Source organism: Kribbella flavida DSM 17836, from assembly GCF_000024345.1.
Classification (GTDB): Bacteria; Actinomycetota; Actinomycetes; order Propionibacteriales; family Kribbellaceae; genus Kribbella; species Kribbella flavida.
This window is the reverse complement of the sequence record NC_013729.1, coordinates 924,907-950,066: the sequence shown is the minus strand read 5'-3', so window position 1 is coordinate 950,066 and position 25,160 is coordinate 924,907. Positions and strand designations below refer to the sequence as shown.

General features: G+C 71.0%; 27 protein-coding genes. 12 read left to right on the top strand and 15 right to left on the bottom strand.

All coding sequences use genetic code 11. The features are described 5' to 3' along the window. Positions 1-90: 90 nt before the first annotated feature. From KFLA_RS04365 to KFLA_RS04355, 3 genes are all read right to left on the bottom strand, one after another. On the bottom strand, positions 91-888 hold the full coding sequence (locus KFLA_RS04365) for a DUF2382 domain-containing protein (protein WP_012918547.1): 798 nt from the start codon (positions 886-888) through the stop codon (positions 91-93). A gap of 128 nt (positions 889-1,016) precedes the next feature. Next, on the bottom strand, positions 1,017-2,438 hold the full coding sequence (locus KFLA_RS04360) for an aromatic amino acid lyase (protein WP_012918546.1): 1,422 nt from the start codon (positions 2,436-2,438) through the stop codon (positions 1,017-1,019). Continuing rightward, positions 2,438-3,451 (bottom strand): ornithine cyclodeaminase family protein, encoded by a 1,014-nt coding sequence (locus tag KFLA_RS04355; RefSeq protein ID WP_012918545.1) that lies wholly within the window; start codon positions 3,449-3,451, stop codon positions 2,438-2,440. Before KFLA_RS04355 ends, KFLA_RS04360 begins: the two co-directional genes overlap by 1 nt. Positions 3,452-3,605: 154 nt before the next feature. Between KFLA_RS04355 and KFLA_RS04350 the strand changes: the two genes are divergently transcribed. Next, complete coding sequence (locus tag KFLA_RS04350) at positions 3,606-4,304, top strand: YqeB family protein (RefSeq protein WP_012918544.1); 699 nt, start codon at positions 3,606-3,608, stop codon at positions 4,302-4,304. 2 nt (positions 4,305-4,306) lie between these two features. On the opposite strand, the gene KFLA_RS04345 is transcribed toward KFLA_RS04350, so the two are convergent. The 3 genes from KFLA_RS04345 to KFLA_RS04335 are packed head-to-tail and all read right to left on the bottom strand — an operon-like array spanning position 4,307 to position 5,872. Beyond that, a complete protein-coding gene (locus KFLA_RS04345) occupies positions 4,307-4,693 on the bottom strand; it encodes a hypothetical protein (RefSeq protein ID WP_012918543.1) in 387 nt (128 codons plus the stop codon). 40 nt (positions 4,694-4,733) lie between these two features. Then, positions 4,734-5,126, bottom strand: a complete 393-nt coding sequence (locus KFLA_RS04340) for a hypothetical protein (RefSeq protein ID WP_012918542.1) — start codon at positions 5,124-5,126, stop codon at positions 4,734-4,736. 47 nt (positions 5,127-5,173) lie between these two features. Further along, on the bottom strand, positions 5,174-5,872 hold the full coding sequence (locus tag KFLA_RS04335; RefSeq protein ID WP_012918541.1) for a M15 family metallopeptidase: 699 nt from the start codon (positions 5,870-5,872) through the stop codon (positions 5,174-5,176). Positions 5,873-6,048: 176 nt separating this feature from the next. Between KFLA_RS04335 and KFLA_RS04330 the strand changes: the two genes are divergently transcribed. After that, positions 6,049-7,383 (top strand): sensor histidine kinase, encoded by a 1,335-nt coding sequence (locus tag KFLA_RS04330; RefSeq protein WP_148256546.1) that lies wholly within the window; start codon positions 6,049-6,051, stop codon positions 7,381-7,383. Continuing rightward, positions 7,380-8,120 carry a response regulator gene (locus tag KFLA_RS04325; RefSeq protein ID WP_041289777.1) on the top strand — a complete coding sequence of 247 codons (741 nt, stop codon included), beginning with the start codon at positions 7,380-7,382 and terminating at the stop codon, positions 8,118-8,120. Before KFLA_RS04330 ends, KFLA_RS04325 begins: the two co-directional genes overlap by 4 nt. 271 nt (positions 8,121-8,391) lie before the next feature. On the opposite strand, the gene KFLA_RS04320 is transcribed toward KFLA_RS04325, so the two are convergent. Next, on the bottom strand, positions 8,392-8,745 hold the full coding sequence (locus tag KFLA_RS04320; protein ID WP_012918537.1) for an MmcQ/YjbR family DNA-binding protein: 354 nt from the start codon (positions 8,743-8,745) through the stop codon (positions 8,392-8,394). 136 nt (positions 8,746-8,881) lie between these two features. Between KFLA_RS04320 and KFLA_RS04315 the strand changes: the two genes are divergently transcribed. From KFLA_RS04315 to KFLA_RS04305, 3 genes are all read left to right on the top strand, one after another. Continuing rightward, the gene (locus tag KFLA_RS04315) at positions 8,882-9,919 is read left to right on the top strand and encodes an alpha/beta hydrolase (RefSeq protein WP_012918536.1); all 1,038 of its coding nucleotides are present in this window, start codon (positions 8,882-8,884) and stop codon (positions 9,917-9,919) included. A gap of 126 nt (positions 9,920-10,045) precedes the next feature. After that, entirely contained in the window at positions 10,046-10,792 is a 747-nt protein-coding gene (locus KFLA_RS04310) for an esterase family protein (protein ID WP_012918535.1), read from the top strand. 48 nt (positions 10,793-10,840) lie between these two features. Further along, positions 10,841-12,085, top strand: coding sequence for an ATP-grasp domain-containing protein (locus tag KFLA_RS04305; RefSeq protein ID WP_012918534.1), 1,245 nt, complete (start codon positions 10,841-10,843; stop codon positions 12,083-12,085). Here KFLA_RS04305 and KFLA_RS04300 read toward each other — a convergent pair. Genes KFLA_RS04300 through KFLA_RS04285 form a run of 4 tightly spaced genes read right to left on the bottom strand, consistent with a single transcriptional unit; the run spans position 12,060 to position 14,733 of the window. Continuing rightward, complete coding sequence (locus KFLA_RS04300) at positions 12,060-12,845, bottom strand: class I SAM-dependent methyltransferase (protein WP_012918533.1); 786 nt, start codon at positions 12,843-12,845, stop codon at positions 12,060-12,062. The genes KFLA_RS04305 and KFLA_RS04300 overlap by 26 nt on opposite strands. 5 nt (positions 12,846-12,850) lie before the next feature. Beyond that, on the bottom strand, positions 12,851-13,186 hold the full coding sequence (locus tag KFLA_RS04295; RefSeq protein ID WP_012918532.1) for a hypothetical protein: 336 nt from the start codon (positions 13,184-13,186) through the stop codon (positions 12,851-12,853). 3 nt (positions 13,187-13,189) lie between these two features. After that, positions 13,190-14,218: a serine hydrolase domain-containing protein gene (locus KFLA_RS04290; protein ID WP_012918531.1), complete on the bottom strand. Its 1,029-nt coding sequence runs from the start codon at positions 14,216-14,218 to the stop codon at positions 13,190-13,192. 2 nt (positions 14,219-14,220) lie between these two features. After that, positions 14,221-14,733, bottom strand: coding sequence for a helix-turn-helix domain-containing protein (locus KFLA_RS04285; protein ID WP_148256545.1), 513 nt, complete (start codon positions 14,731-14,733; stop codon positions 14,221-14,223). A gap of 59 nt (positions 14,734-14,792) precedes the next feature. Here KFLA_RS04285 and KFLA_RS04280 point away from each other — a divergent pair, with 59 nt between their 5' ends. Beyond that, the gene (locus KFLA_RS04280) at positions 14,793-15,662 is read left to right on the top strand and encodes an amidohydrolase family protein (RefSeq protein WP_148256544.1); all 870 of its coding nucleotides are present in this window, start codon (positions 14,793-14,795) and stop codon (positions 15,660-15,662) included. Positions 15,663-15,683: 21 nt separating this feature from the next. Here the strand turns inward: KFLA_RS04280 and KFLA_RS04275 are convergent, their stop codons facing one another. Then, positions 15,684-16,472, bottom strand: a complete 789-nt coding sequence (locus tag KFLA_RS04275; protein ID WP_012918528.1) for an epoxide hydrolase N-terminal domain-containing protein — start codon at positions 16,470-16,472, stop codon at positions 15,684-15,686. Positions 16,473-16,769: 297 nt separating this feature from the next. Here KFLA_RS04275 and KFLA_RS04270 point away from each other — a divergent pair, with 297 nt between their 5' ends. After that, positions 16,770-18,587: a glycoside hydrolase family 2 protein gene (locus tag KFLA_RS04270; protein ID WP_012918527.1), complete on the top strand. Its 1,818-nt coding sequence runs from the start codon at positions 16,770-16,772 to the stop codon at positions 18,585-18,587. A gap of 51 nt (positions 18,588-18,638) precedes the next feature. Here the strand turns inward: KFLA_RS04270 and KFLA_RS04265 are convergent, their stop codons facing one another. Continuing rightward, on the bottom strand, positions 18,639-19,703 hold the full coding sequence (locus KFLA_RS04265; protein WP_012918526.1) for a YeiH family protein: 1,065 nt from the start codon (positions 19,701-19,703) through the stop codon (positions 18,639-18,641). Positions 19,704-19,874: 171 nt separating this feature from the next. Here KFLA_RS04265 and KFLA_RS04260 point away from each other — a divergent pair, with 171 nt between their 5' ends. Then, on the top strand, positions 19,875-20,651 hold the full coding sequence (locus KFLA_RS04260) for a GntR family transcriptional regulator (protein ID WP_012918525.1): 777 nt from the start codon (positions 19,875-19,877) through the stop codon (positions 20,649-20,651). A 72-nt stretch (positions 20,652-20,723) separates the two neighbouring features. Here the strand turns inward: KFLA_RS04260 and KFLA_RS04255 are convergent, their stop codons facing one another. Continuing rightward, positions 20,724-21,674, bottom strand: coding sequence for an MBL fold metallo-hydrolase (locus KFLA_RS04255; protein ID WP_012918524.1), 951 nt, complete (start codon positions 21,672-21,674; stop codon positions 20,724-20,726). 115 nt (positions 21,675-21,789) lie between these two features. On the opposite strand from KFLA_RS04255, the gene KFLA_RS04250 reads away from it, so the two are divergent. Beyond that, positions 21,790-22,674, top strand: coding sequence for a LysR family transcriptional regulator (locus KFLA_RS04250; RefSeq protein WP_012918523.1), 885 nt, complete (start codon positions 21,790-21,792; stop codon positions 22,672-22,674). A gap of 86 nt (positions 22,675-22,760) precedes the next feature. Continuing rightward, positions 22,761-23,573, top strand: a complete 813-nt coding sequence (locus KFLA_RS04245) for a serine hydrolase (RefSeq protein WP_237706728.1) — start codon at positions 22,761-22,763, stop codon at positions 23,571-23,573. A gap of 17 nt (positions 23,574-23,590) precedes the next feature. Here KFLA_RS04245 and KFLA_RS04240 read toward each other — a convergent pair whose 3' ends face one another. Continuing rightward, the gene (locus KFLA_RS04240) at positions 23,591-23,986 is read right to left on the bottom strand and encodes a RidA family protein (RefSeq protein WP_012918521.1); all 396 of its coding nucleotides are present in this window, start codon (positions 23,984-23,986) and stop codon (positions 23,591-23,593) included. 108 nt (positions 23,987-24,094) lie between these two features. Here KFLA_RS04240 and KFLA_RS04235 point away from each other — a divergent pair, with 108 nt between their 5' ends. After that, positions 24,095-25,135: a LysR family transcriptional regulator gene (locus tag KFLA_RS04235; protein ID WP_012918520.1), complete on the top strand. Its 1,041-nt coding sequence runs from the start codon at positions 24,095-24,097 to the stop codon at positions 25,133-25,135. Positions 25,136-25,160: the final 25 nt, after the last annotated feature.

The window sequence follows — 25,160 nt, the reverse complement described above, 5'->3', positions numbered from 1 at the left end:
TGATCGCACCGAGGGCGTGGGAGCCGCTGTCGCGGTTCCCACGCCCTCCGGCCGTGCCTGTGCCTCAGCGCTCAACCTCAGCGCTTGGCCTCAGTGCTTGCGCGGCGTCTTCTCGTCCAGGTCGGCGTCCACGACGTCGACCTGCTCCTTGCGGACCTGCTCGCGCACCTGCTGCTCGTCACGTACGGTCTTGGTGTCGAGCCCGACTTTCTCCACCGGGACGGTCTCCTTGGCCACCACCGGGCGCTCCTCGTGCAGCGTGACCTCGCGGTCCTCCGGCGCGATCTCGGCGCCCGGACGACCGTGCTCGATCGGTTCCCGCACGACGCGGACCTCTTCGTGGCTGACCGGCACGGTGACCTGCTGCTCCTCGGTCACCACGTGCTTGTGGAGGCGCACACGGCCGGTCTCGACCGTCTCGGTGCCGGCCCGCAGCCGCTCCTCGGAGCGGACCACTTCCTCGCGCCCGTGATCGGCGCGGGCGTGCTTCATGCCGGCGTTCTGCTGCTGGTCCGCCGGTACGCCGTCACCGGTGGCCATGCCCAGACCGTCGGTGCTCCGCGTGTTGCGCGACGTGGACTGCAGGTTGTAGTGCCGGTACAGCTCGGCGGCCTCGGCCTCGGACAGGTGCCCCTGGTCATCGATGCGTGGCGCGTCCTTGATCGCGTCCTTGTGCGCCCCGACGTGCAGCCCGTCCTGCTCGGCGTGCGCACCGGCGAGCGGCACAAACGTCTCCTTGTTGCCGAACAGGCCGGTCCTGACGGTCACCCACTCCGGTTCACCCGACAGGTCGGAGGCGTACAGGTTCGCCGCGGTGCCCACCTTCTGCCCGTCCACGTCGTAGACGTCCTGGCCGATCGTGCGCTCCAGCTCCTGTGCGGTGCTCATCTGTTGCATCCCCGTTCTTCTTGTCGACGGCAACTTCCGTACGACGACCGGGTACCCGAGGTCACTTTCCGCAAACACGCGATCACGCACTGATGTTGCTGACAGCCCCATTCCGGCCCTGGCGCCGCTCAGAGCACGGTGTCGAGAATTCGCTGCAGATCAAGGCCGAACGGCCGGTCCGCGCCGATCGGCGGTACGACGTCCGCCACCGCGTCGAGCAGGTCGCGCAGGCCCGCCGGCACCGGCCGTCCGGACAACGCGAACGCCTGGTGAACAGCGAGCAGCTCACCGGCAGCGACCTCGCGGGTGAGCCGGATCGCCTCACCCAAGCCGCCCACTGCCTCCCAGCAGAACGTCTGCACGTCCTCCTGGCCGTTCGAGGTCTCCATCGCACCGATTGCCGTCGGCAACGTCAACCGCCGCAGCGCGTGCACCGTCGCGACGGCGCGCTTGTGCACCGGGACCAGTCCTGCCTGCGGTCCCGGGACACGCGCCAACTGCGCGGGCAGACCGCTGACCGCCGGATCCAGCAGGCGATGCAGCCGTGCGGCCGACACCTCCGCGGCATGCGCGAGCGCGGCCACCACGTGGTCGCAGTGCGCCGCGAGGTCGATGCCGTGAAAGCCCGCCGTGCCGACGAAATCCCTGCCCAGCAAGGCCGGTGAGTCGGTGACCCCGTCCAGTCCACGGTCGACCGCGGCGGCCAGCTCCGCAACCATCCGCCTGGCATGCGAGACGACGTGTCCCACGACCCGGAACGAAATCGGCGCTTGCAGCGTGCTCGGGTTGCTTTCGGTTCCGGCAAGCTGAAGGATTCTCGCCTGCTCGGCCGCCAGCAACGCGTCCGCCCGCCCGGTCCGCGGGTCGTACGGGTCCCGTGAGGCGGCCACCACCGCGATGGCGCCGGCAGCCACCTCGCCCATCCGGTCCAGCAGTCGTTCCAGTACGCCGATCTGCAGCCACGCCCGCCCGGTGGCACCGGGGATGCCGGCCAGCAAGGCAATCCCTTCCTTCGGTCCCAGCTCGAACGAAGAGGCAGTGCGGCGCCAACTGCTTGCCAGGCGCACCTTGTCCTCGGCATCCACGACGCTCCCGACGCCGACCAGCGGGCCGAAGGCGTGGGCCAGTGGAATGATCTCCCCGGCCGAGCCCGCGCCACCGACGGGAATCGCCGGCGCGAATCCGCTGTTCAGCAAGGCGACCAGCTGCGCGCACAGCTCGGCCGACACGCCCGCGTCACCGGTGAGGAACGTTCGCAGCCGGGCGACCACCACCGCCCGCGACTCGGCGTACGGAAGCCAGGGCGCGCCACCCACGGCACGTCCCAGCAGCAGATTGCGCTGGTGGACGCGCTGCTCGTCCTCGTCCAGCCGGACCTTGCTCAGCGCACCCATCCCGGTGTTGACCCCGTACACCGGCGACTCCGTCGCCAGCACCCGCAGCGCCTGTGCCCGCGTCTTCCGCAGCTGCTCGAGCAGGCTCGGCGCCAGCTCGATCGGCCCCACCAGGTCGATCGTGAGGTCCTCCGGCCGCTCGACCGGCGTCGGCATCAATGGAACCTGAGCATCGTGCCGACGTCGGCTGCCTCGGCCCGGCGCAGGATCAGGTGCGCGATCGCGACGTCCAGCAGCGACAGTCCCCGGTGCCAGAGCAGGATCCGCTCGGTCGCGGTCTCCCGCCCCGGCTTCTGCCCGGCCACGATCTGGCCCAGCTCGGCGTACAGGGTCTCGGGCGAGAGCCGTCCGGTGTCCACGTGCCGCCGCAGGGCGCCGAACCTGCCGGACTGCGCCTCGCGCCAGTCGTCGACGACCACCTTGTCCATCACGTCGAGCAGATCCAGCTCCACCGCGCTGACCGTCCCGTACGGAACGACGAACGCGCCCGGCTTCACCGCGGCGGTCCGGAGCAGCGGCTCCGGCTCCACCAGCCGCGTCGCCTCGACCAGCACGTCGGCACCGTCGAACGCCTCCGCCGCGGTGGCAACCACCCGGACCGGGGTGTTCAGCTCCGCGGAGAGCTCCGCCGCGAACTTCTCCCGCGACTCCGGCCGGCGCGACGTCACCCGGATCTCGTCCAGGTCGAACAGGTCGTCGAGCATCGTGACGTTCCACCAGGCGGTGCCGCGCGAGCCCACGTGCCCGAGGATCTTGCTGTCCCGGCGCGCCAGGTGCCGGGCGCCGACCGTGGTCATCGCGCCGGTCCGGGCGGCGGTGATCATGGTTGCGTCGAGGATCGCCAGCGGCACCCCGGTGGTGGGGTCGAACAGCGTCGCGACGGCCAGCTCGCTGGGCAGTCCGATCTGATAGTTCGGCACGAAGTCGCCGACCACCTTGACCCCGCTGACGCCGTGCTCGCCGAGCCGGTTGAGGTGGCCGCGCAGCACGTTGAAGTGGCCGATCCCGCCGTTGTCGGGCATCAGGTGCACTCGCGGCTCGAAGCTGGTCTGCCCCTCGCCGTGGTCGCGGACCGCCGCCTCCACGGAGTCCACCAGCTCCGTCCGGGTCAGCCCGAGCGAGTCGATCTCGGGCCCGGACAGGAAGCGCAACCAGATGCCCGCGGTCATGGACTCTCCGTTCTCGGTACGACTTTGGTCTCGTCCAGGGTGTCAGGCGGCGACTTCGGTATCGGGCGCCGTCTCAGCCGGTGACCCGGCCCGGACCCGCTGCTACGTTCGCTGAACTGTGGACCCAGGACGGCAGGAGCTGAAGGAGCACGGCATGCGCACGGACACCGCGACGGTGATCGGGCACTCGGCGGCGGACAAGGTCGTGCTGTTCGGCGGACTGCCGCTGGCCGGTCTGGCGCTCGGCTACTTCCTGCCCCGCATCGCGGACTGGGCGGCCGAACAACGGTGGGTGCCGATGCAGGGTCCGCTGGAGCTCATCTCCGGCTGGGACGCCTGGTGGGTGGTCGTCGTCACCACCGTCGCCGGTCTGGTCGCCGGGCTCCTGCTGGGCGCGGCCGCCCTGGAGGACACGTTGCGGGTGACGGTGACGAACGCCGGGATCGAGTTCTTCAAGAAGCAGCACACGACGTCGGTCCCGCGCGACCAGGTGGCCTCGGTCTTCCTGGACGGCAAGGAGATCGTGGTGCTCGGTCGCGACTCCGGCGAGCTGGCCCGCGAGCGGCACGACGAGCTGAAGTCGGGCGCCCCGAAGATCGGCGCCGCCTTCCGGGCTCACGGTTACCCGTGGTCCGACGCCGGCGACCCGTACGCCGACCGCTTCCGCCGCTGGGTCGAGGACGACCCGGACCTGCCGCCGGCGGTCAACGCCGTCCTGCGCGCCCGGCAGAAGGCCTTCGCCGGCTCGTCGTCGGCCGACGATCTGCGTGAGCTGCGCGCCGAGGTGGCGAAGCTCGGCTACGTCGTCCGGGACAAGGACAAGAAGCAGTACTGGCGTCCCGCCAAGTCCTGACCTCAGCCCTCGAGCAGGTCGAGCAGGGCTTCGGCGTACGCCTGCTCGGCGTCGGTGGCGGTGTACTCGCCGGCCTGGGTGCGCACGGTGTAGCCGTCGCCGGTCGCGGTGAGGCTGACGAACTGGTTGCCGAGCAGGGTGCGCAGCTGCTCCTCGCGCGGCAGCCAGATCACCTCGCGCTGCTCGATGCTGTCCAGCGCCCACTCGGTCGTGCCGTTGAAGCCGATCACCTTGCCGCCGGGGTAGTCGTGCACCTCGACGGTCATGTCGCTGACCACGAACACGTCGTCGTCCATGTCCCGGTCCGGCACCAGGAACCGGTCTCCCGCTCCGGGCACCCACAGCGCCCCGGCCTTGCGCAACCGCTTCGCCTGCTCCACCGTGATCATTTCTCCATCGTCCCCACCCCGATCAAACCGGGGACGTGGTTCAGCGGCTGAGCGCCCGGCGCAGCTCGTCGGCGCGGTCCCGGATCCGGTCGCGGGTACCGCTGGTGAAGCGGTGCAGCGGAAGGTCGACGATCGCGCCGGCCTGTCCCGGGCTGACGTCCAGCAACGCGCGGATCCGCAGTACGGCGGTCTCCCGGTCGGAGGCCGCGGCGATCGTGTCCAGCACCTCGGTCCGCCGGTCGAACGCGCTCAGCACCGCGTCGTAGATCTCCAGCTGGGTGTACGCCGACCGGTCCGGCTCCGGCTGCCCGGCACGCTCCGGGCCCGCCGCGGCGCCGCCGACGACCTGACGCCACAGCGACGGAACGACCGGCCGGCGGCGGCGACGGGTCGAGGGCCGGGTGGTGACGGGCGCGGCTGCGGTCAAGGTCATGCGGGACTCCTGGTTTCCGTTGTCGGTACTGGTCTGTCAGCGGGGTTTCAGCGCGTGGCGACCGAGTGCGGCTCGCGCGGGGGGCACTTGCGGCCCGGCGTGGTGAGCGCCTCGAAGTGCCACGGCTCGTTGTCGTAGCGGCGGCAGATGCCGTAGCGGTAGCCGTTGCGGTTCAGCCAGGCCATGCCGGCCTGCGGCCCGATGTCGACGGCTCGGCCCTTGACGTGCGCCGAGTCCTCCGGCGGAAGCACCCAGCGGGTGGCCGCCTGGTACGAGCCGTACTGGACGATCGCTTCCTCCAGCAGCCGGCGCTGCTTGGCCGCGCTGCGCCGCCCGGAGGTGATCGTGAGCGTGACGCCGTCGGCCTTCGCGGCCGCCATCGCCTTCAGCAGCCGGGTCCGCAGCTTGACCGACAGGCCTTCGACCGACTCCTCGTCGTACGCCGGCCCGCTCGACTTCGGCGACCTGCGGGTGGGCGACGCGGTCGGCGTCGCCCTCGGGCTGGGCCGCGCGGACGCCTTCCGGGTCGGCGGCGCGGCCGGCGTGTCGGCCGCCGGCGGCGTCGGACCCCCGGGCACCCCCGATCCGGCCACCACCGGTTGCTTGTCCCCAGCAGTGTCCAGCCCGAGGAAGTCGGCCACCTGGGCGTGCCAGACCAGCAGGGACGCGGCCACGACCACTCCGGTCACGGACAGCCACCGGGCGCGGACCGAGAAGGTCCGCCGCGGCGGCACGTCGTTCGTCATGGGGTACAGCCTCTCGGATCGGCGGGCGGCGCGCATCGGTCCCAGGGACCGTCCTCAGCGGCCGGAAGTCGGACCTGGGTAGCAGGTCCGACGTCACGCCTCCTCCGAAAGTTGGAGCGCCCGCCCGTCCGGGCGACGGAACCGCACGGCGATCGGTGGCGACTACTGTGAGCAAGGTGTGGAACCTCTGGCGCCGGCTGTCGCAGGTGTGGCAGGACCTGCTGCTCGCGGCGCTGATCGGCGTCGGCTGGTTCCTGGCCCTGGCCGTGATCAACGACAGCACCCTGCGCCCGGCCAACCCCAGCGTGTCCGCGGTGACCGGGATCTTCCTGGTCGTCACCGTGGCCGCCGGGCGTAGCCTGCCCCGGACCACGCTGGTCTTCGTCTCGCTGCTGTACCCCTTCGTGTACGCCGCGGCCGGCACCGGCCTGGCGTCCCAGGCCGGCATCGACGTGTTCGGCCAGCCGCGGATCAGCAACGCCGCCCTGCAGTCGGAGATCCACGTGGTCCCGCTGCTGGTGGTCGGGTACGTCGCGGCCGCAGCCGGCGTCCGGCGGCTGACCTGCCTGTTCTTCACCATGGGCAGCCTGGCCGGACTGATGATCGGCCTGCCGACGGTGGTCGCGATCGTGCTGTCCCGCGCGGACATCGTGATCAGCCTGCGCTACCGCAGCCTGCCGCGGGACCTGGTCAGCCTCTACAGCTACATCGACCTGTCGCTGTTCGTCTTCGCCGAGGCGCTGATCTGCGGCATGGTGCTGCTCGGCGCGGGGGCGCTGCGCCGGCGCAAGAGTGTCGCGGTGCTGGAGAACCGCAACGCCGAGCTGGTCCGGCTGCGCAAGATCGAGGCCGAGCGGGTCGCGGCGGCCGAGCGGACCAGGATCGCCCGGGACCTGCACGACGTGGTCTCGCACCACATGAGCGCCGTGGTGATCCGGGCCCAGGCCGCGGACCGGGTCGCCGACCAGAACCCGGCCGCGCTGCGCGAGGCGGTCCGCTGGATCATTGCCAGCGGCAAGGAAGCGCTGACCGCGATGCGGGAGACCGTCCGGGTGCTGAACACCGCTTCGCCGGGCGGCGGCGCCGAGACCGCGCCGGTGCCGGACCTGGCGGCGGTGGCGCGGATGGGCGACCGGCTCAAGGCGGTCGGGGTGGACGTCACGATGACGTTGCCGACTCGGAGCCGCGAGCTGACCTCGGCCACCGACCTGACCGCCGTCCGGATCATCCAGGAAGCGCTGACCAACGTGATGGTGCATGCGAAGGCGACCACGGCTCAGGTGACCTGGCAGAGTGGGCCGCAGGGCGAGCTGCTGACCATCGACGACAACGGCAGCGGTGGGCCGCCACCGGTGAACGTGCTGGAGAACGCCCGCCGCAGCGAGAGCGGCCGCGGCAACGGACTGATCGGGATGCGCGAACGCGCGCTGGCGGTCGGCGGCACCCTGGCCGTCGCCGCCGGACCACTGGGTGGATGGAGGGTGCAGGCATGGTTGCCGCCGCAGAGGTGACGGACCAGATCCGGGTGCTGGTCGCCGACGACCAGGGGGTGATCCGGACCGGGCTGGCGATGATTCTCGACCACGAGCCGGACCTGACCACGGTGGCCCAGGCCGGCGACGGTGAGGAGGCGCTCCGGCTGATCGACCGGTTCGACCCGGACGTCGTGCTGATGGACATCCGGATGCCGGTGATGGACGGACTGGTCGCGACCGAGCGGATCACCCGGGCGAACCAGGAGGCCGGCCGGAGCAGGCCCGCTGTCCTGGTGCTGACCACGTTCGACGACGAGGCGTACGTGCTGAGCGCCGTACGGGCCGGGGCCTCGGGGTTCCTGCTGAAGGACACCGACCCGGACCTGCTCGTCGCGGCCGTGCGGGCCGTGCACCGTGGGGACTCGCTGGTCGATCCGGCCTCGACGCGGGTGCTGCTGGAGCGGTGCGTGGAGCTGGAGCGGCAGGTCGGTGCGGATCCGGTGGCGGCGGCGCCGCACGCCGCGGACGGGCGGTGGACGGGGTTGCTGGCGCAGCTGAGCGAGCGGGAGCGCGACGTCCTGGTGTGGATGGCGCGCGGCCTGTCGAACCGCGACCTGGCGAACAAGCTGTTCGTCAGCGAGACCACGGTCAAGACTCACGTCAGCAGCGTGCTGTCCAAGCTTGGCCTGTCCAGCCGGGTCCAGGCGGTCGTGGTCGCCTACGAGGCGGGCGTGGTCCGGCCGGGCGAGGCCGAGGTGCGCTGGGACGGCTGACGGCCGGCTGGGTTCAGCGGCTCATCGGTTCAGGTAGAGCAGTACCGCGCCGGCGGCCACCGCGAGCAGCACGACGGCGGTCACGGCCTGGGCAAGGACCGGCGCCTGGCGACGCCGGGGCAGGAAGTCTCCGGTCATGGCCCCAAGCCTGCCGTCCCGGCGCGCGCCGTTCATCCTTCCCGGGAACGGTTTCCGGCCCACCGGAAGTAGGCCCACCCGCCGGCCGGCTCATCCCTGGGGATGAGACTCTCACCGGATCAGTTGCCTGTGGCTACTTTCTGTGCGGGCGGGCCAGGTACTCGGCCGCGACCCGTTGCGGGACGCAGAGCTGCCAGGCGTCCAGCACCAGCTCGCGCAGTTCGGTGCGGTCGATCGCGTCCAGGTGGACCTGGATCCACTGGTACCGCTCGTCCGACGGCACCGGCCGGAAGAACTTGGCCGGCTCGGCGGCGATCGCGGCGTCGCGCTCGTCGCGCGGGAACGCGATGCCCATCGACCGCTCGTCCGGCGCCACCGCGAGGTAGACGATCTGTCCGACCCGGAACTTGATCCGGTCCCGCACCAGCACCTCGTAGCTGCGCGGCAGGCCGTCCGTCGCGGCCCGGATGTCGCTCAGCTCCACCACGGCTGTACTCCCCTCGCAGCTCCGGCCCGCTCACTGTCTCGGTCCGACCGTAGCGCGGATCACTGACACCGGCTGTCAGCAATGCGCGGCCGGAGCCGGTCGGCAGAACCGTGGCACCACCACGTACCGTGGTCTGATGCCCGATGAGGTGAAGAGTGCGGTCGAAGGCGCCGAGGTGGTGTTCCGTCTCGCCGATCCCGAGCACGCGCTGCCCGGGGTCCGGTTGTGGGAGGAGCTCGGGCTGGCCGCCGAGCAGCTGGAGTTCAAGCCGGTCCCCTACGGCTGGGAGCTGCGCCTGCCGCGGCCCTCGGTGCACCGGATGGAGTACTTGTTCGACGTCGCCGACGCCGGGATGCGGACCGACCCGACCAACCCTCGGGTGGTCGGTGGCGCGTTCGGCGAGCACTCCTGGCTGCCGCTGCCCGGGTACGTCGAGCCGGCCTGGCTCGAGACCGAGCCGATCCCGGGCAGCCTGACCCCGGTCCCGGTGGAGGCCTCGCCGGTCGGTGCTGTCGACGTCCAGGTCTGGGCGCCGGACGGGATCGCGCCGTCGTTCGAGCTGCCGTTGCTGCTGTCCCACGACGGACCCGAGTTCGCGATGTACGCCGGGCTCACGCACTACGCCGGCGCGATGGTCGCCGACGGCACGGTGCCGCCGTTCCGGCTGGCGCTGGTCCGCCCCGGCGCGCGGAACCCCTGGTACGCCGCCAACCCGCAGTACGCCGAAGCCTTGGTGGACCACGTGCTGCCGGCGGTCACGACGCAGTACCGGAGCCGGCAGCCGGTGCTGATGGGGGCGAGCCTGGGCGCCCTCGCCGCCCTGTACGCGGAGTGGAACCACCCGGGCACGTTCGCCGGGCTGTTCCTGCAGTCCGGGTCGTTCTTCACCCCGACCACCGATCCGCAGGAGTCCGGCTTCGAGTTCTACGCCGAGGTCACCGCCTTCGTGAACGAGGTGCTGGCGGCAACCGAGCCGCCGAGCCGCCCGCTGGTCGCGATGACCGCCGGCACGCCGGAGGAGAACGTTCACAACAACCGGGTGCTGGCCGCCCACCTGACCACCCTCGGCCTGGACGTCACCTTCGCCGAGACCCCCGACATGCACAACTTCACCGCCTGGCGCGACGTGCTCGACCCGGCCCTGACCGACCTGCTGAACCGCGCCTGGGGCTAGGCCGAGACGCGCTTGTAGGAAGCAACGGGTGTGAAGACGTGCGAGGGTTACCGGCAGGGCACTGGCACGAGAACCGGCCCCGACGGACCGGGTGTACGAGCTGTCGAGCGCGAGAGGTGAGGCCGCGTGGAACGTGAACAAGTCGAGCTGGACGCGCCGGGACTCGACCGGCCCGGCACGGTGATCCGCTACGGGCACTACGGGCGCCCGGTGCTGGTCTTCCCCAGCGAGCAGGGCCGGGCCTGGGACTACGAGAACAACGGCATGGTCGGCGCGGTCGCGGACCTGATCGAGGCCGGCCGGGTCAAGCTGTACTGCGTCGACTCCTTCGACCACCTCAGCTGGTCCGACCGCAGCATCCCGCTGGAGGAACGCGCCCGCCGCCACGGCGGGTACGAGTCGTGGATCCTCGACCAGGTGGTGCCGGCGATCGGCCGCGACACCCCGGGCGCCGCCGACATCATCACCACCGGGTGCAGCCTGGGCGCCTTCCACGCTTTGAACTTCGCGCTGAAGCGGGCCGACCTGTTCCCGATCGCGATCTGTCAGTCCGGCAACTACGACGCGTCCAGCTGGCACGCCTGGGGCGAGCGCGGCGACGCGACGTACTTCAGCAACCCGGCCGACTACCTGCCGAACCTGGACGGCGACCACCTGGAGTGGTTGCGCCATCGCGTCTTCCTGCTGCTCACCGTCGGTCAGGGCGACTGGGAGACCCACCCGACCGGCTCGCTGCCGTCGGCCCGGGCCACCTCGGCCCTGCTGGCGTCCAAGGGGATCCCGCACGAGCTGGACCTGTGGGGGCACGACGTGGCCCACGACTGGCCCTGGTGGCGCAAGCAGCTCGCCCACCACCTGCCCCGCTTCACCTGATCACACCGCCCTCCCTTCCCTGTCGTCCTTCACTTCTTTGGAGCTAGCGTGGCTGACCGCTCTCAGCATCTGATCGGGTTGTTGCTCGGCGCGGAGGAGGACTGGCCGCAGGCGTTCGAGGCGTTGCTGCGGCGGGTTCCGCCGATCACCGACCCGGCCGGACGGACGCACGAGTTCGTCTCCGAGCGGCTCAGCATCGAGCCGTTCGACCTGAACGACCCGGTCCGGGTCGAGCTGGTGATCGACCGGCTGGCGTACTGGTACTACCACCCGCGCGAGTGGCTGAAGAAGGCCGCGCTGATGAACGGCACCTACCTGCTGAACTCGCCGTTCACCTTCCAGTCGATGGAGAAGCACAGCGCGTACTGCGCGATGCTGCGGCTCGGGCTGAAGATCCCGCGGACCGTGCTGGTGCCGTACAAGAACCCGGTCGACAACGTGCGCTGGGCCTACACCTCGGCGAAGTACAACCAGCCGTTCGACCTGGACGCGATCGCCGACGACCTCGGCTACCCGATGTACATGAAGCCGTTCGACGGCGGCGGCTGGCGCGGGGTGTCGAGGATCAACAACCGCGACGACCTGCACCAGGCCTACGACGAGTCCGGCGAGATGCTGATGCACCTGCAGGCCACCGTCGAGTACGACAAGTTCGCCCGGGCGCTGTCGATCGGCGCCGAGACGATGGTGATGGACTTCCGTCCCGACGAGCCGATGCACAACCGGTACGCCGTCTCGCACGACTTCCTCAGCCCGTCGGCCGGCCACCAGGCGGTCGCGATCAGCCGGATCGTGAACGCGTTCTTCGGCTGGGAGTTCAACTCCTGCGAGATGCTGGTCAAGGGCGACTCGGTGCACCCGATCGACTACGCCAACGCCTGCCCGGACGTGGCGATCACCTCGCTGCACTACTACTTCCCGTGGGCGATCAGCGCGCTGGTGAAGTGGTCGGTGTTCTCGCTCGCGACCGGCCGCAAGACCTCGGTCGACCTGCACACCGAGCGGTACTTCGCGATCGCCGACGACGACTCACTCGACTACGACGCCAAGATCGACGCCTACCTGGCGCTGGCCGACGAGTACTTCGACACCGCCCGCTACCAGGCCTGGTGCGCCGAGAACCTGCCGTCGTTCGACGAGCAGCTGGTCGAGTGGGTCTCCGGTCCCGACTTCGACCGCCTGCTCACCGAGACCGTCGCGGCCACCTACCCCGCGCACGAGCAGGAGAAGTTCCTGGCCCACTTCCGCGGGCTCACCAGTCTGTGGGTCACCGACCAGAGTGTGTCGCGGTGATCACTTGCGCCCGTGGGTGGTGCGTCCACTCGCCGGCCGGGGCGCGGTCGAGGAAGCGCCGGCGCAGCTCGTCGACGAACGCCTCGCCGCGCACGTTCGCCGTCGCCCGCAACGGGCCGAACCGGGTGAACGCCTCGAAGAACGCCGCCGCGTCCGGGTGGGTCATCGGGAACGTCGCCTGCTCGTCCCGCTCGACGCTCGCGCCGAGCTGCCGCAGCGCGGCGGCGACGTCGGGATCGGGATCAGCCGGCCCGGGATCGACCAGTTCGTCGATCAGCCGGAACGGGCCGGCGTCCTCGGTCACCGACGGCCAGTAGACCACCGACAACCGCCCGCCCGGCCGCAGTGCGCGGTACCAGGAGCCGATCGCCTGCTCCGGCTCGGGCAGTTGCTGCAGCCCGAAAACCGACACGACCGCACTGCAGGCACCGGCCCACCGAGGGTCGAGCTCTGAGGCGTCGCCCTCGACGACAGTGACCTGGTCGAGCCCAGCGGCCCGGTCCCGCGCGAGCCGGACCATGCCGGCGGACAGGTCGATGCCGACGAGCTCCCGGTCGGGAAAGCGTTCGAGCAGCAGCTCCAGCTCAGGGAACGTGCCGCAGCACGGCACCAGGATCGGCCCCTCCGGGACCTCCTCCACCGCCGCCACAGCCAGCTCGACCCACGGCCGGAACCGCGGTACGAAGTACTGCTCGTAGCCGGCCGCGGCCTCGTCCCAGCCGCGTGCCACCCGCCGGAGCCGCTCAACTCGTTCAACCATGCCGCTCAGAGTAGGACGGCGCAGATCACTACCGCGAGCCCGACCTGGACCACGCCCGAGACGGTACGCCGGGCCGGGTGCGCCCCCTGCACCCAGGTGAGCTTCGACCAGGTCCGGCCCGCCAGGGCGGTCGCAGCGACCATCACCGCCAGGCCGATCAGCCAGAGCCGCGGCGGCAGCGCGTTCCAGTCGATGGTGGCGCGAGCGAAGAGCAGGAAGAGGACTCCGCTGGACAGCATGATCAGCAGCTCGGCACGGTCGCGCAGCTTTCCGGTCCAGATCTGCCAGAGCGCGACCGCCGGAAAGCTGACGCCGAGCACGATCAGGATGATGTCTCGCATGCCCTAGCCCTCCAGCAACTTGGTGGCGAAGTCGTCCACGTCGACGGCGACGTCCGAGAGCACGACCACCGCCCGCCGGCGGTCCAGATCCAAAGCGATGAAGGAGCGGTAGCCGCCGGTGCCGCCGTTGTGCCAGACCATGCTCCGGTCGTCGCGCAGCGGACTGGTCATCCAGAACAGGCCGATCCGGTCCTCCTCGTAGTCCCGCCGAGGGGCCAGCGCCGTGACGTACTTGCCGTCGAGCAGTGCCCGGGCGAGCAGAGCCAGGTCGGCCGCGGTGGAGACGACGCCGCCGGCGGGGCCGTAGCCCTCCTGGACCCAGGGCGCCTGCCGGCGACCACCCGAGCCGTACCCGTCCGGCGCCGCACCGGCGTCGCTGGTCGGCGTACGGGAGTTCCGCATGGTCAAGGGCTGGAACACGCGCTCCTGCAGCAGGTCGGGGTAGCTCTTGCCGGCCTTGCGAGCCAGTGCCTGGCCGAGCAACGCCCCACCCAGATTCGAGTACGCCGGTTCGCCGCGGCCGCCGGTGCCGGCGGAGCGGGCGTGGTCGAGCAGCTGGTCCACGTCGTACGGGTAGGGATTGCCCCCGGCAACGGCGGCCAAGGCCGACCGCACGGCGGGCAGCGGTTTGCCGCTGATCTTCGGCAGACCCGAGTGATGGGTGGCCAGATCTTCCAGCGTTGCCGTCGCGACCTCTGACTCCTGCAGCGGCAGCAGTGACCCCACCTGCTGGCCCAGCGTGACCTCGCCGCGCTCGACGGCGTCCGCAAGCAGGAGGCCGGTGAGCGCCTTGCTGATCGAGCCGATCTCGAAGCTGCCGTGCTCGTCACCACCGCGGCTCGCGAAGCGCGTCGAGCTGCCGTCCACCAGTGCCACGGACAGCCGGTGACCAGGCCCTTCGTAGTTGTCGTCGATGAACTTCTGCAGGGTCGCGTCACCCGTCCTCGGCCCGGCCAGGTGCAGTGCGCCGGGCCGGATCAGCCAGCCTCCGACGGCCAGCGCAACAGCGAGCAGTGCGGCGAAAAACTTCATGACTACCTTTCCAGGGCGACCAGGATCGCGAGCAGCGGCACCACCCGGGTCGGGGGCACGGCGAAGGCGCCACGGCTGGGGGCGTGCAACCAGCCCTCGGCCGTCAACTGCCGCAGATGGTGGTAGATCTGCCCGCTCGTACCGAGGCCCTCGACCTCACTGAGCGCGCTGACCGTGGTGCGGCCGTGCAGGATCTCGCGCAGCAGCGTCAACCGGACCGGATGGCCGAGTGCCGCGAGCGCGGACGCCCGGGCCGACCAGTCCGCCGCCAGCACGTCCGGTGTGGTCCGCCCGTACTGCCAGTCGAGCTGCCGGTCGTCGGGCAGCGTGACGCTGCCGGTGTAGAGCACCGCCCCGGGCGCCGGATAGCGCTCCTTGAGCGCTTGCAGCGCGAAGAACGCCTCCGGGTCGACGCCCTCGGGCAGCACTTGGTCCTGCGGAGGCAGGCGAGCGGACTCCAGCGCGGCGATCCGCCGCTCGAGCTCCGCGAGCCGGTTGTCCACAGCATCATCCACAGTGTGGATACTACGTAATTACGTAGCAATTGCAAATGCCATGTGTCTACAGTGTCCGGATGCGCGACGAAGGGGTCCCGGCCTGGTGGCAGCGGCTCGGGCTCGAGGGGCTCGTGGACGTGCACGTCCACTTCCTGCCCGACCCGGTGATGGATGCGGTGTGGAGTTACTTCGACCGGGCCGAGCAGCACTACGGCGTTGCCTGGCCGGTCCAGTACCGGACTCCGGTCGCCGAGCGCCTGCAGACTTTGGAGGATCTCGGAGTACGCCGCTTCCCCGCGCTGGTCTACCCGCACAAGCCGGACATGGCCGCGTGGCTGAACACCTGGGCCCGCGAGTTCGCCGCGGCGACACCGGGCTGCGTGCCGAGCGGCACGTTCTACCCGGAGCCGGGCGCAGCGCAGTACGTGAAGGAGGCGCTGGACCTGGGCACGCGCATCTTCAAGGTCCATGTCCAGGTCGGCGACTACGACCCGCGGGACGCCGAGCTCCACGCGGTCTGGGGTCAGCTGGCCGAGGCCGGCGTACCGGTGGTGGTGCACTGCGGGTCAGGCCCGATCCCCGGCCACCACACCGGTCCCGGCCCGTTCGGCGACGTACTGCGGAAGCATCCGCGGCTCACAGCGGTCATCGCGCACCTGGGCATGCCGGAGTACGCCGAGCACCTGGCACTCGCCGAGGCGTACCCGAACGTGCACCTCGACACCACGATGGCGCTGACCCCGTTCACCGAGGCGCTGGCGCCGTACCCGCGGGAGCTCAGGCCGCGGATGGCAACACTGCAGAACCGGGTCGTGCTCGGCTCGGACTTCCCCAACATCCCGTACGAGTACGCCGTCCAGTTGGCGGCGCTGGAGCGGCTCGACCTGGGCGACGACTGGCTGCGCTCGGTCTGCTGGGACAACGGCGCCCGGCTGCTGGGGGCCTGAGACAGGCCCTGCTCGGCGGGACTACTCGACCGGGAGCTGGGAGGCGAACCAGGCCAGTGTCAGGCCGGTGAGCAAGGCGTCGCGGTCGATCTCGAGGCTGACCAGCTGGGCGTTCCACGCGAGCAGTGCCGTACTCAGCACCAGCGCGGAGATCTGCTGCCCCTCGTTGAAGGCGGTGAGGTTCTCGTTGAACCAGCGGACCTCGGCCAGCTCGGCCGCGTCCAGCCCACGCTGCTGCGCTACCGCCTCCGACACCGCCGTGTACGCCGGGGTCGCCGTCAGGCCCTCGCGGTCGTCGCCGACCTGGTACTCGTCGTACCCGAGGCGGCGCATCAGCTCGTCCCAGCCTGCGGCGGTCCGGCGGCTGGGCGAGCCGCCCTCGTCGGGCCCGGTCAGCGCGGTCCACGCGATCGACGGGATCACCAGGTGGTAGCGGCCCGAGGCCTCCAGCGGCATCGCGGCGTCCAGCACATCCATCACGCCGCTCGGCCAGGCGTGCGTGAGCAGGGCGGGCTTCGCCGCCGGATCGGCGGAGCGCAGGTGCAGGAAGTGCAGGAACTGGCCGGCGATCTTGGTGCCGTAGTGGTCGTAGGCGTTCAGCCGCGCCTCGTGGACCCGCCAGTCGTAGCCACTGACCCAGTAGTCGAGCAGCTCGTCGGCGTACGCGGCCGGCACGACGCGGTCCAGCCCGGCGGCGATGTAGCCGCCGCCGTCACGGAAAGCGCGCAGTCGCCGGTACAGCGCGTCGAGATCGGTTTGCGGCACGCGCAGCCGGAGCTGACGCACCTCGGCGGTTCGCTCAGTTGCCACCCATCGACCTCTCCCTCTCCCCGCTGACGCACTACCCCTCCAGCATGACGCCCCGAGCCGCCGGTTGGTTGGGTCCGGGCCCGATCTGCCTCTTCTGACAAAAGAACGACGCGCCGGGCAAAGGGTTGCACGCCCCGGCTGACAGCAAGCTGTCAGTGCGGCGAGACGGAAAGGCTTGACAGCGCGGCGCAGGACCGGGGCACCGCCTGTCCGGAGGGCAGGAAGCCGTTGCCGGGGTTTTTCCAACGTTGTAACCTCGATCCGACCTGCTCAGCCCATCCCACGGGAGCCTTCTCGATGCCCAGCACCCAGCCCCGCCCCGAGCACCCCCGGCCGCAGTTCGTTCGTCCGCACTGGCTCAACCTGAACGGCGAGTGGCAGTTCGAGTCCGACCGCTCCGACTCCGGCCTGGAGCGTGGCCTGCGCGACCGCGAGCTGGCCCAGCGCATCACCGTCCCGTTCGCCCCGGAGTCGCAGCTGTCCGGGATCGAGGACGTCGACTTCCAGGAGGCGGTCTGGTACCGGACCACGGTGACCGTGCCGGCCGAGTGGACCGGCCACGACGCAGTGCTGCACTTCCAGGCCGTCGACCACGACGCCACGGTCTGGGTGAACGGCGTCGAGGTGGTCCGGCACCGCGGTGGCTTCACCCCGTTCAGCGCGAACCTGGCCGGCGTCGCCGGACCGGGTGACGAGGCGCTGATCGTGGTCCGCGCCCGCGACAGCCGGTACGGCGTCCAGGCGCGCGGCAAGCAGAGCACGCTGTACTTCAACCGCGACTGCCACTACACCCGGACCACCGGCATCTGGCAGACCGTCTGGCTCGAGGCCGTGCCTGCGGTGCACCTCGGCCGGCCGCGCATCACCCCGGACGTGGCGGGATCGGCGTTCCACCTGGACGTACCGGTCTCGGCCAACAAGCCGGGCTGGAAGGTCCGCGCCGTCCTGTCCGACGCCGACGGCGAGATCGTCACCGCCGAGGTCCGGGCCGACCTCGACCTGGCCCCGCGCCTGGTGCTGGCGGTGCCCACCGACCGGGTCCGGCTCTGGGACACCACCGACCCGCACCTGTACGGCGTACGGCTGGAGCTGCTGGACGCCGACGGAGCTGTTGTCGACCAGGCCGCCAGCTACGCCGGTCTGCGGTCTGTGTCGATCAACGGCAAGGCCGTGCTGATCAACGGCAAGCACGTCTTCCAGCGGCTCGTGCTGGACCAGGGCTACTGGCCGGAGAGCCTGATGACGGCTCCCTCCGAGGAGGCGCTGGTCGCTGACATCGAGCTGAGCCTGGCGGCCGGGTTCAACGGCGCCCGGCTGCACCAGAAGGTCTTCGAGGAGCGCTTCCTCTACCACGCGGACCGGATGGGCTACCTGGTCTGGGGTGAGTTCGGCGACTGGGGCGCGGGGGTGGCCGAGGGCACCCAGCGGGACAACCAGCAGCCGACTGCTTCGTTCGTCACGCAGTGGCTGGAGGCGGTCGAGCGCGACTACAGCCACCCGTCGATCGTCGGCTGGTGTCCGCTGAACGAGACCCACCAGTTGCTGCACGACCGGATCACCCAGCTGGACGACGTGACCCGGGCGATGTTCCTGGCTACCAAGGCCGCGGACACCAGCCGGCCGGTGCTGGACGCGTCGGGCTACTCGCACCGGGTGCCGGAGACCGACATCTGGGACTCGCACAACTACGAGCAGGACCCGGTGGAGTTCGGCAAGCAGATGGCAGGGCTGGCCGAGGGCAAGCCGTACGGCAACACCGGCGGTGCGGACGACCGGCCGATCTCGCAGCCCTATAACGGGCAGCCGTACTTCTGCAGCGAGTTCGGCGGCATCTGGTGGAACCCGGAGGCGGCGGCCTCGGCGGCCGGCGAGGACCGGACGGAGTCCTGGGGCTACGGCCAGCGGGTGCGGGACGAGGCGGAGTTCTACGAGCGGTTCGCCGGGCTGGTGGACGTGCTGCTCGACGACCCGCTGATGTTCGGCTACTGCTACACCCAGCTGACCGACGTCTTCCAGGAGGAGAACGGCATCTACCGCTTCGACCGGTCGACCAAGCTCGACGTGGAGCGGATCCGCAAGATCCAGGTCCGCGCGGCGGCTTACGAGCAGGACTGAGCGGGTCGGGCCGGGGCGCGGCCGGATCGGTCGCGCTTCAGCCCGAGCGGGTCACAGCGTGCCGGTGAGCCACTGCAGCCCGAGGCTGCCGAGGGCGACGCCGACCCAGAGGATTGCACCCAGCAGCAGCGGGCGGAACCCGGCCTTGCGCAGTTCACCGACGCGTAGCGAGAGGCCGATCGCGACCAGTGCGCTGGTGATCAGGAAGGTGCCGACGAGGGCGAGGTCTGCCTGCCGCTCGTCCGGCACCAGCCCCGCCGTCCGCAGCCCCGCCGCCACCAGGAACCCGACCAGGAACAGCGGAACCATCCGCCGCCACGGCAACTTCCGCCGTACGCCGGGGCCGGCTGCACCGGAGTCGGATGCGTCGGTGTGCGGCACGTCGGCGAGCGCGGCGGCCCGGGCGTCGCGGCGGGACTTGAGCACGACCAGCGCCAGCACGATCGGTACCAGCATCAGCGAGCGGGTGAGCTTGACGACCAGGGCGTGGTCTCCGGCCTGCTGGCTGTAGGCGTAGCCGGCGGCAACAACCGAGGACGTGTCGTTGACCGCGGTCCCGGCCCACAGCCCGAAGGCCTCCGGACCGAGCCCGAGCAGGTGTCCGAGCGGCGGAAAGGCCAGGACCGCGACGACGTTGAAGGTGAAGATCGTCGCCAGCGCGTACGCCACCGAGGACCGCTTGGCCTCGATCGCCGCCGTCGTCGCCGCGATCGCCGACGCCCCGCAGATCGCTGTGCCGACCCCGATCAGGATCTGGGTGTCACCCCGCACCCCGAGCAGCCGCCCGAACACCCACGCCCCACCGAGCGCGATCGCCAGCGTGCCGAGCATCACCGGCAGCGACCCGGCGCCGACCTCGACCACCTGCTGCAGCGACAGCCCGGTGCCCAGCACCACGATCGACACCTGCAGCAGAAACCTCGACGCGAACTCGTAGCCCGGCCGCGACCACTCGCCGCGCAGTACGGGCACGGCGGCGCCGACCAGGACACCGAGGACCAGGCCAAACACCGGACCACCGACGACCGGGACCAGCCGGCCGAGCGGCACCGCCGCGGCGGCGAGCACCAGCACGATCAGCAGTCCGGGCACGCGGTCGGCGACGTGCGGCTTCACCGCTGCCTCCCCGGGCGACGCGGGTGACCTAACCTCGACTTGCGCCACGGACGGAACCCCTAGCTCTGAAATGTACGCACATTTAAGCTAGGAGATGACCGGACATTTGGCAAGCGAGCGACCGACCACGCTGACCAAGCAGTAGGAGCAGGACCGACAGGGAAGGCGCGGATGACCGAGCGCAGGCTGGACCGCAGCGGCGGAGAGCCGCTGTGGAAGCAGCTTCAGCAGGAGCTGGTCCGCCGGCTGCGGGCCGGCGAGTTCGACGACGTCTTCCCCGGTGAGCTGGTGCTCGTCGAGGAGTACCAGGTCAGCCGGCACACCGTCCGGCAGGCGCTGAGCCAGCTGCGTGCGGACGGCCTGATCGTGGCCGAGCGCGGCCGCCAGCCGCGGGTCGCGACGACGCCGGAGATCCGGCAGCCGATGGGTGCGCTCTACAGCCTGTTCTCGTCGGTGGAGGCGTCCGGCCTCACCCAGCACAGCGTCGTCCGGGCGCTCGGCGTCCGGGCCGACGGCGTGATCGCGACCCGCCTCGACCTGGAAGCGTCCATCCCGCTGGTGTACCTGGAACGTCTCCGCTTCGCCGGCGACGAGCCGCTGGCCCTGGACCGGGTCTGGCTGCCGGCCTCCCTGGCCGAGGGGCTGCTGGACGCCGACTTCAGCCACACCAGCCTGTACCACGAACTGGCCGAGCGGACCGGTCTGCGGCTGGACCACGGCCGCGAGGACATCCGCGCGGTCAACCCGACTCCGGCCGAGCGGGCGCTGCTGCACTGCCCGGCCGAGGCCGCGGCGTTCTCGATCAACCGGCTCGGCCACGCCCAGGGCCGCAAGATCGAGTGGCGGCACACCGTCGTCCGCGGTGACCGGTTCGCACTGGCGGCCGAGTTCTCCGCCCACCAGGGCTACCGGCTGACTCCCTCCGGCCCGGCCATGACGTTGCTGTGAGCAAGTAGTTCACGCCGGACGCGTTGGCCGCTGGAGACGCGCCCGGCGTGAAGTCGTGGACCGTCGGAGCGGTCAGAGGGTGATCGACTGCAGGTGCTCGACCTTCGCGAACTCGGCGCCGGCGGCAACGACCGAGGCCTGCAGCTTGGCCAGGCCACCCCAGTCCACCGCCGGCCGGTCGAGCGGCTCGTCGAAGTCGTCCCAGTGCGTCGCGATCACCAGCGGCACGGGCTTCAGCGTCGCCAGCAGCCGGTCGGTGACTCCGGGCTCACCACCAGGAGCCGCCAGCACGACATCGACCTCGAGGTCCTTGAGCGCGATCGGGTCGAACCCGGCCGTGCTCAGGCTCAGGATGCGCAGTCCGCCGATGGTGATCACGTACGCGAGCGTGCCGCCCTCGACCAGGTCGGCGATCGTGCGCGGCGTGGGCGGCACGGCGCCGGGGCGCGTGCCGGGAAAGGCGAACTGGTGCCGCGCACCGCCACACGAGTGCAACGAGCGGAACACCTCGATGGTGAACTTGGGGAACGGCAGGTACTCGCCCCCGACCACCTGCGACAACTGGTCGGCCGGCGCGCGCAGCGACCGGAGCAGGTTGAGGTGCGTCTCGTTGCCGAACACGGTGGCCTTGGTCTTCCGGGCGATGTACGGCACGTCGGGCAGGTGGTCGTAGTGGCCGTGGTGCACCAGGATCGCGTCGGCCTTCGTGACGTACTTGTCGACGATGCTCGGCTTGCTGACGATGCGGGCCGACTCGTCGACGCCCTCCGGCTTGTAGGTGCCGGTGCGGAACCGGGTCAGCCACGGGTCGGTCAGCACCACCGACTCACCGCAGCGGATCTGCCAGGCGTGGTTGCCCCACCACGTCAGCTCCACCGGCTGCCGGCCGCTGCCGGCTGTCAGTACTGCTTGGCCGGGTGACGCCGTCGCGCTGTTCGCCGCATGCATCCCGACCGCGGTCCCCGCTGCGCCGACCGCTGCGGCGGTCGCCCCTTTGAGCACGCCTCTGCGGCTCACCGTCATCTGTGGTCTCCTCACCTCGACTGACTCCAGTCAAAGCCGGATCGCGCCGCCGTGTCGAATATGCTCTTACATATGGGTCGATTGCCAGCTGGTATCACCGCAGGTCACGTGAATCATGCTGACTGAACGGCACCTGCAGATCTTCGTGGCCCTGGCCGAGGAGCAACACTTCGGCGACGCCGCCCGCGTGGTGGGCATCACGCAGCCACCGCTGTCTCAGGGACTGCGCCGGCTGGAGGCACTGGTCGGCGCGAAGCTGTTCGAGCGCGGCCCGGGGCGGGTCGAGCTCACCGCAGCCGGCGCTGCGCTGCTCCCGTACGCCCGACGGGCTCTCGGCTCGCTCGACGAGTTCCACCACGCGGCAAGCGCCCAGGACCCCGACGGGCCGGAGCTGCGGCTCGGGCTGACTGCAGAGCTGCCACCGGCGACCGGCGCCGCGGTCGCTGCCGCCTGTGGCGAGGCACTGCCGAAGACCCGAGTCACTGTGGTGTCTGCACCGACGAGCCAGCTCCTGCCGCAGCTGGCGTCCGGGCGGCTGCAGCTTGGCGTCGTGCTGCACCCCGCGGTCCTGGATGGGCTGGAGGCCGGTCCGGTGACGCTCCTGCCGACCGCGGCTCTCGTACCGACGTCGCTGCACCCGGACGACGGCGTACCACTGAAGCTGCGCGATCTGGATGCGCTGCCGATCGCAGTCCGTCCACGGGCTGAGGCTCCGGCGGCGCGGGACCTCTTCCTGGACACACTCGCTCTCCACCAACCCACCGGCGGCACAGTTGTCGTCACCGACGAGCGCGCCGCGTTGGCGATGGCCGCGGCCGGTCAGGCGATCGTGGTGACGCCGGACCCCTCGCTGCAAGCAGCCGGCCTCGGACGCCACCTGATCGTCGACGACCCGCTGCCGCTGCGACTGCGACTCGTCTGGCCGACCTCCCGTACGCCGTCCGTGCTGCCGGCCGACGTACTGCCGCAGCTTGTCAGCGCACTGGCGGTCGAGTCGTGAGCCCGCGGCCACCCCGGCCCCTGGGCGCTGCCGCACACCTCAGCGGGGTCTTCGACGACGCCGGTGCCCGTGGCTGGTTCCACGCAGTGTCACTGGACCGGCCCGACGAGCAGATCGCGCTGGACGCGGACCACGTCGTACCGATGGCGTCGGTGTACAAGCTGCCGCTGGTCGTCGCGTTCAGCGAGCTCGTGGATCGTGGCGAACTGGATCCCCGGCAGCCGCTCACGCTGGAGCCCGGCGACCGTACGCCCGGACCGACCGGGGTGTCGATCCTGAGCGATCCGGTGACGATGTCTCTGCGCGACCTGGCTGCCTCGACGATGGCGGTGTCCGACAACGCGGCCGCCGACGCGCTGCTGGAGGTCGTCGGGCTGGATCGGGTCGCCGACTTCCTGCGGCGGCACGGGCTCACCGACACCCGCGTCCGCCGGGGAACGGCCGGCAACCTGCGCGACCTGGTCCGGCGTACGCGGACCAGTGGCCCGGACGCCGCCTTCGCCGTACTGGCCGACAACGACACAGCCGATCCCGACGGCATCTACGAGGCGGCCGGCGGCTCGTCGACAACGGCCCAGGACATGACGAGGCTGCTGGCGATGCTGTGGGCGGGCGCGATCCTCTCCGCCGAGCAAACGGCGTTCGTGCGACGGCTGATGGAGTTGCAGGTGTTCGGCCAGCGCATCGCCGCGGGGTTCCCGTACGACGGGGTGCGGGTGTACGGCAAGACCGGGTCGTTCGGAGCGTTGCGGCACGAGGTCGGCGTGGTGGAACTGCCGGGCGGGCCGACGGTCGCGCTCGCGGTCTTCACCCGCGCGGCCCGGGCCGACCGGCGACTCCCCCGGGTCGACGCGGCGATCGCGCACGCCGCCCGGTACGCCGCCGACCGGCTCCGCTGACGGCATACCGGCTTCGCCTACTCGGCGACCACGGCGTACGCCTCGACCTCGAGCAGGATGTCAGGGCGGAACAGCGCGACCACCTGGACCGCGGTGCTGGCGGGCGGATTCGCCGTGTCGACGTGCTCGTCGCGGGCGGTCCGGATCGCCGGCAGGAACGCGATGTCGGTGACGTAGAAGTTCAGCTTCACCACGTCGGCGAAGCTCGCACCGGCCGCCTGCAGACAGGCGTCCAGGTTCGCGAACACCTGCCGGGCCTGGGCCTCGGGATCGCCGGCGCCGACCACCGACCCGGTGTCGTCCAGCGCGACCTGTCCCGCGATCGCCACCCAGCGGCCAGGCCCGGTGACCACGTGGCTGTACCCGTTGCCCGGTGCAACGCCGACCGGGCGCGGGTAGGAGAGCTGACTCACGGTTCCTCCTCGAAGATCGGATCGGCCTTCATCCTGACCACTGCCGGCGCCATCCGACCAGCGCATACTTCGCAGACCAGCCATGCGTTCGCGGTATACCGTGAGCTGATGGAACTGACCCCGCTACGCGCTTTTCGCGAGGTCTGCCGGCTGGGCTCGATCAGTGCCGCGGCGGAGCACCTCGGCTACACCCAGTCAGCCGTCTCCCGGCAGCTCACCACCCTGGAGTCGCAACTCGGCCGCGACCTGCTCACCCGGCACGCCCGGGGCGTCGTACCGACTGCCGCCGGCGAGATCCTGCTGACGCACGCGATCGGCATTCTCGCGCAGGTCGACCGGGCGGCCGCCGACGTCGCGGCCGCCGAGAGCTGGCCGGGCCCGTTGCGGGTCGGAGCCGTGCCCACCGCGAGCGCACGATTGTTGCCACAGGCACTGAATGTCTTCCACCGGGTGCGTCCGGACGCCCGGGTCACCTTCGCCGAAGGGGTCACCCCGGACCTGGTCCCGCGCCTGGTGGACGGCACGATCGACCTTGCGGTGGTCACTGACCAGGGCGTGTCTCCCGATTCCGCGCCGTTGCGAGCAGGTGCTCGGTGCGGTAGCTCGGTGTGCGGGAGACGAGGTCTCGATGCGGAGCATCGTGGCCTTGGCTCCCGTGCAGCGAGGTGCCCTGCCGAGTGCCGCGCAGTAGGCGGGGAATCGGGGGACACGCCCTACCCGCCGGGTCTGCCGGCCGCGGACGGGCTCGACCTCGTCAAGCTGCTCGACGACCACCTGCACGTCGCACTGCCGGCCGACCACCGCCTCGCGAGCGAGCAGCGCATCGATCTGACCGACCTGGCGAAGGACAGCTGGGTCGAGGACTACCCGGGCGCGGCGGCCGTGCTGACCGGGCTGTGCGCCCGCGCGGGGTTCGTGCCGCGGATCGACATCGAGTGCGGCAGTCTGCTCGGCAAGCAGGCGTTCGTGGCCGCCGGGTACGGCGTGATGCTGGTGCCCGGACTCGTCGTACCGGCGCTGCGGCCGGACGTCGTGGTCCGCGAGCTGACCGGCTCCCCGACCCGCACCGTGTACGTCGCGACCCGGGCCGGGGACGCACCGTGCGGCGCCGTCGACGGCTTCCTCGACGCCCTCCAGGCGAGCGCTTGACCTCAAGTCCACTCGAAGTGCTGGG

What these genes read in the sequence shown, in the direction of transcription:
- KFLA_RS04315 (WP_012918536.1), top strand. Translation starts at nt 8,882, where the DNA reads ATGCCCGATGAGGTGAAGAGTGCGGTCGAAGGCGCCGAGGTGGTGTTC.
- KFLA_RS04360 (WP_012918546.1), bottom strand. Translation starts at nt 2,438, where the DNA reads ATGCCGACGCCGGTCGAGCGGCCGGAGGACCTCACGATCGACCTGGTG.
- KFLA_RS04340 (WP_012918542.1), bottom strand. Translation starts at nt 5,126, where the DNA reads ATGACCTTGACCGCAGCCGCGCCCGTCACCACCCGGCCCTCGACCCGT.
- KFLA_RS04335 (WP_012918541.1), bottom strand. Translation starts at nt 5,872, where the DNA reads ATGACGAACGACGTGCCGCCGCGGCGGACCTTCTCGGTCCGCGCCCGG.
- KFLA_RS04295 (WP_012918532.1), bottom strand. Translation starts at nt 13,186, where the DNA reads ATGCGAGACATCATCCTGATCGTGCTCGGCGTCAGCTTTCCGGCGGTC.
- KFLA_RS04235 (WP_012918520.1), top strand. Translation starts at nt 24,095, where the DNA reads ATGGAACTGACCCCGCTACGCGCTTTTCGCGAGGTCTGCCGGCTGGGC.
- KFLA_RS04270 (WP_012918527.1), top strand. Translation starts at nt 16,770, where the DNA reads ATGCCCAGCACCCAGCCCCGCCCCGAGCACCCCCGGCCGCAGTTCGTT.
- KFLA_RS04250 (WP_012918523.1), top strand. Translation starts at nt 21,790, where the DNA reads ATGCTGACTGAACGGCACCTGCAGATCTTCGTGGCCCTGGCCGAGGAG.
- KFLA_RS04255 (WP_012918524.1), bottom strand. Translation starts at nt 21,674, where the DNA reads ATGACGGTGAGCCGCAGAGGCGTGCTCAAAGGGGCGACCGCCGCAGCG.
- KFLA_RS04280 (WP_148256544.1), top strand. Translation starts at nt 14,793, where the DNA reads ATGCGCGACGAAGGGGTCCCGGCCTGGTGGCAGCGGCTCGGGCTCGAG.
- KFLA_RS04355 (WP_012918545.1), bottom strand. Translation starts at nt 3,451, where the DNA reads ATGACCGCGGGCATCTGGTTGCGCTTCCTGTCCGGGCCCGAGATCGAC.
- KFLA_RS04345 (WP_012918543.1), bottom strand. Translation starts at nt 4,693, where the DNA reads ATGATCACGGTGGAGCAGGCGAAGCGGTTGCGCAAGGCCGGGGCGCTG.
- KFLA_RS04365 (WP_012918547.1), bottom strand. Translation starts at nt 888, where the DNA reads ATGAGCACCGCACAGGAGCTGGAGCGCACGATCGGCCAGGACGTCTAC.
- KFLA_RS04300 (WP_012918533.1), bottom strand. Translation starts at nt 12,845, where the DNA reads ATGGTTGAACGAGTTGAGCGGCTCCGGCGGGTGGCACGCGGCTGGGAC.
- KFLA_RS04260 (WP_012918525.1), top strand. Translation starts at nt 19,875, where the DNA reads ATGACCGAGCGCAGGCTGGACCGCAGCGGCGGAGAGCCGCTGTGGAAG.
- KFLA_RS04290 (WP_012918531.1), bottom strand. Translation starts at nt 14,218, where the DNA reads ATGAAGTTTTTCGCCGCACTGCTCGCTGTTGCGCTGGCCGTCGGAGGC.
- KFLA_RS04350 (WP_012918544.1), top strand. Translation starts at nt 3,606, where the DNA reads ATGCGCACGGACACCGCGACGGTGATCGGGCACTCGGCGGCGGACAAG.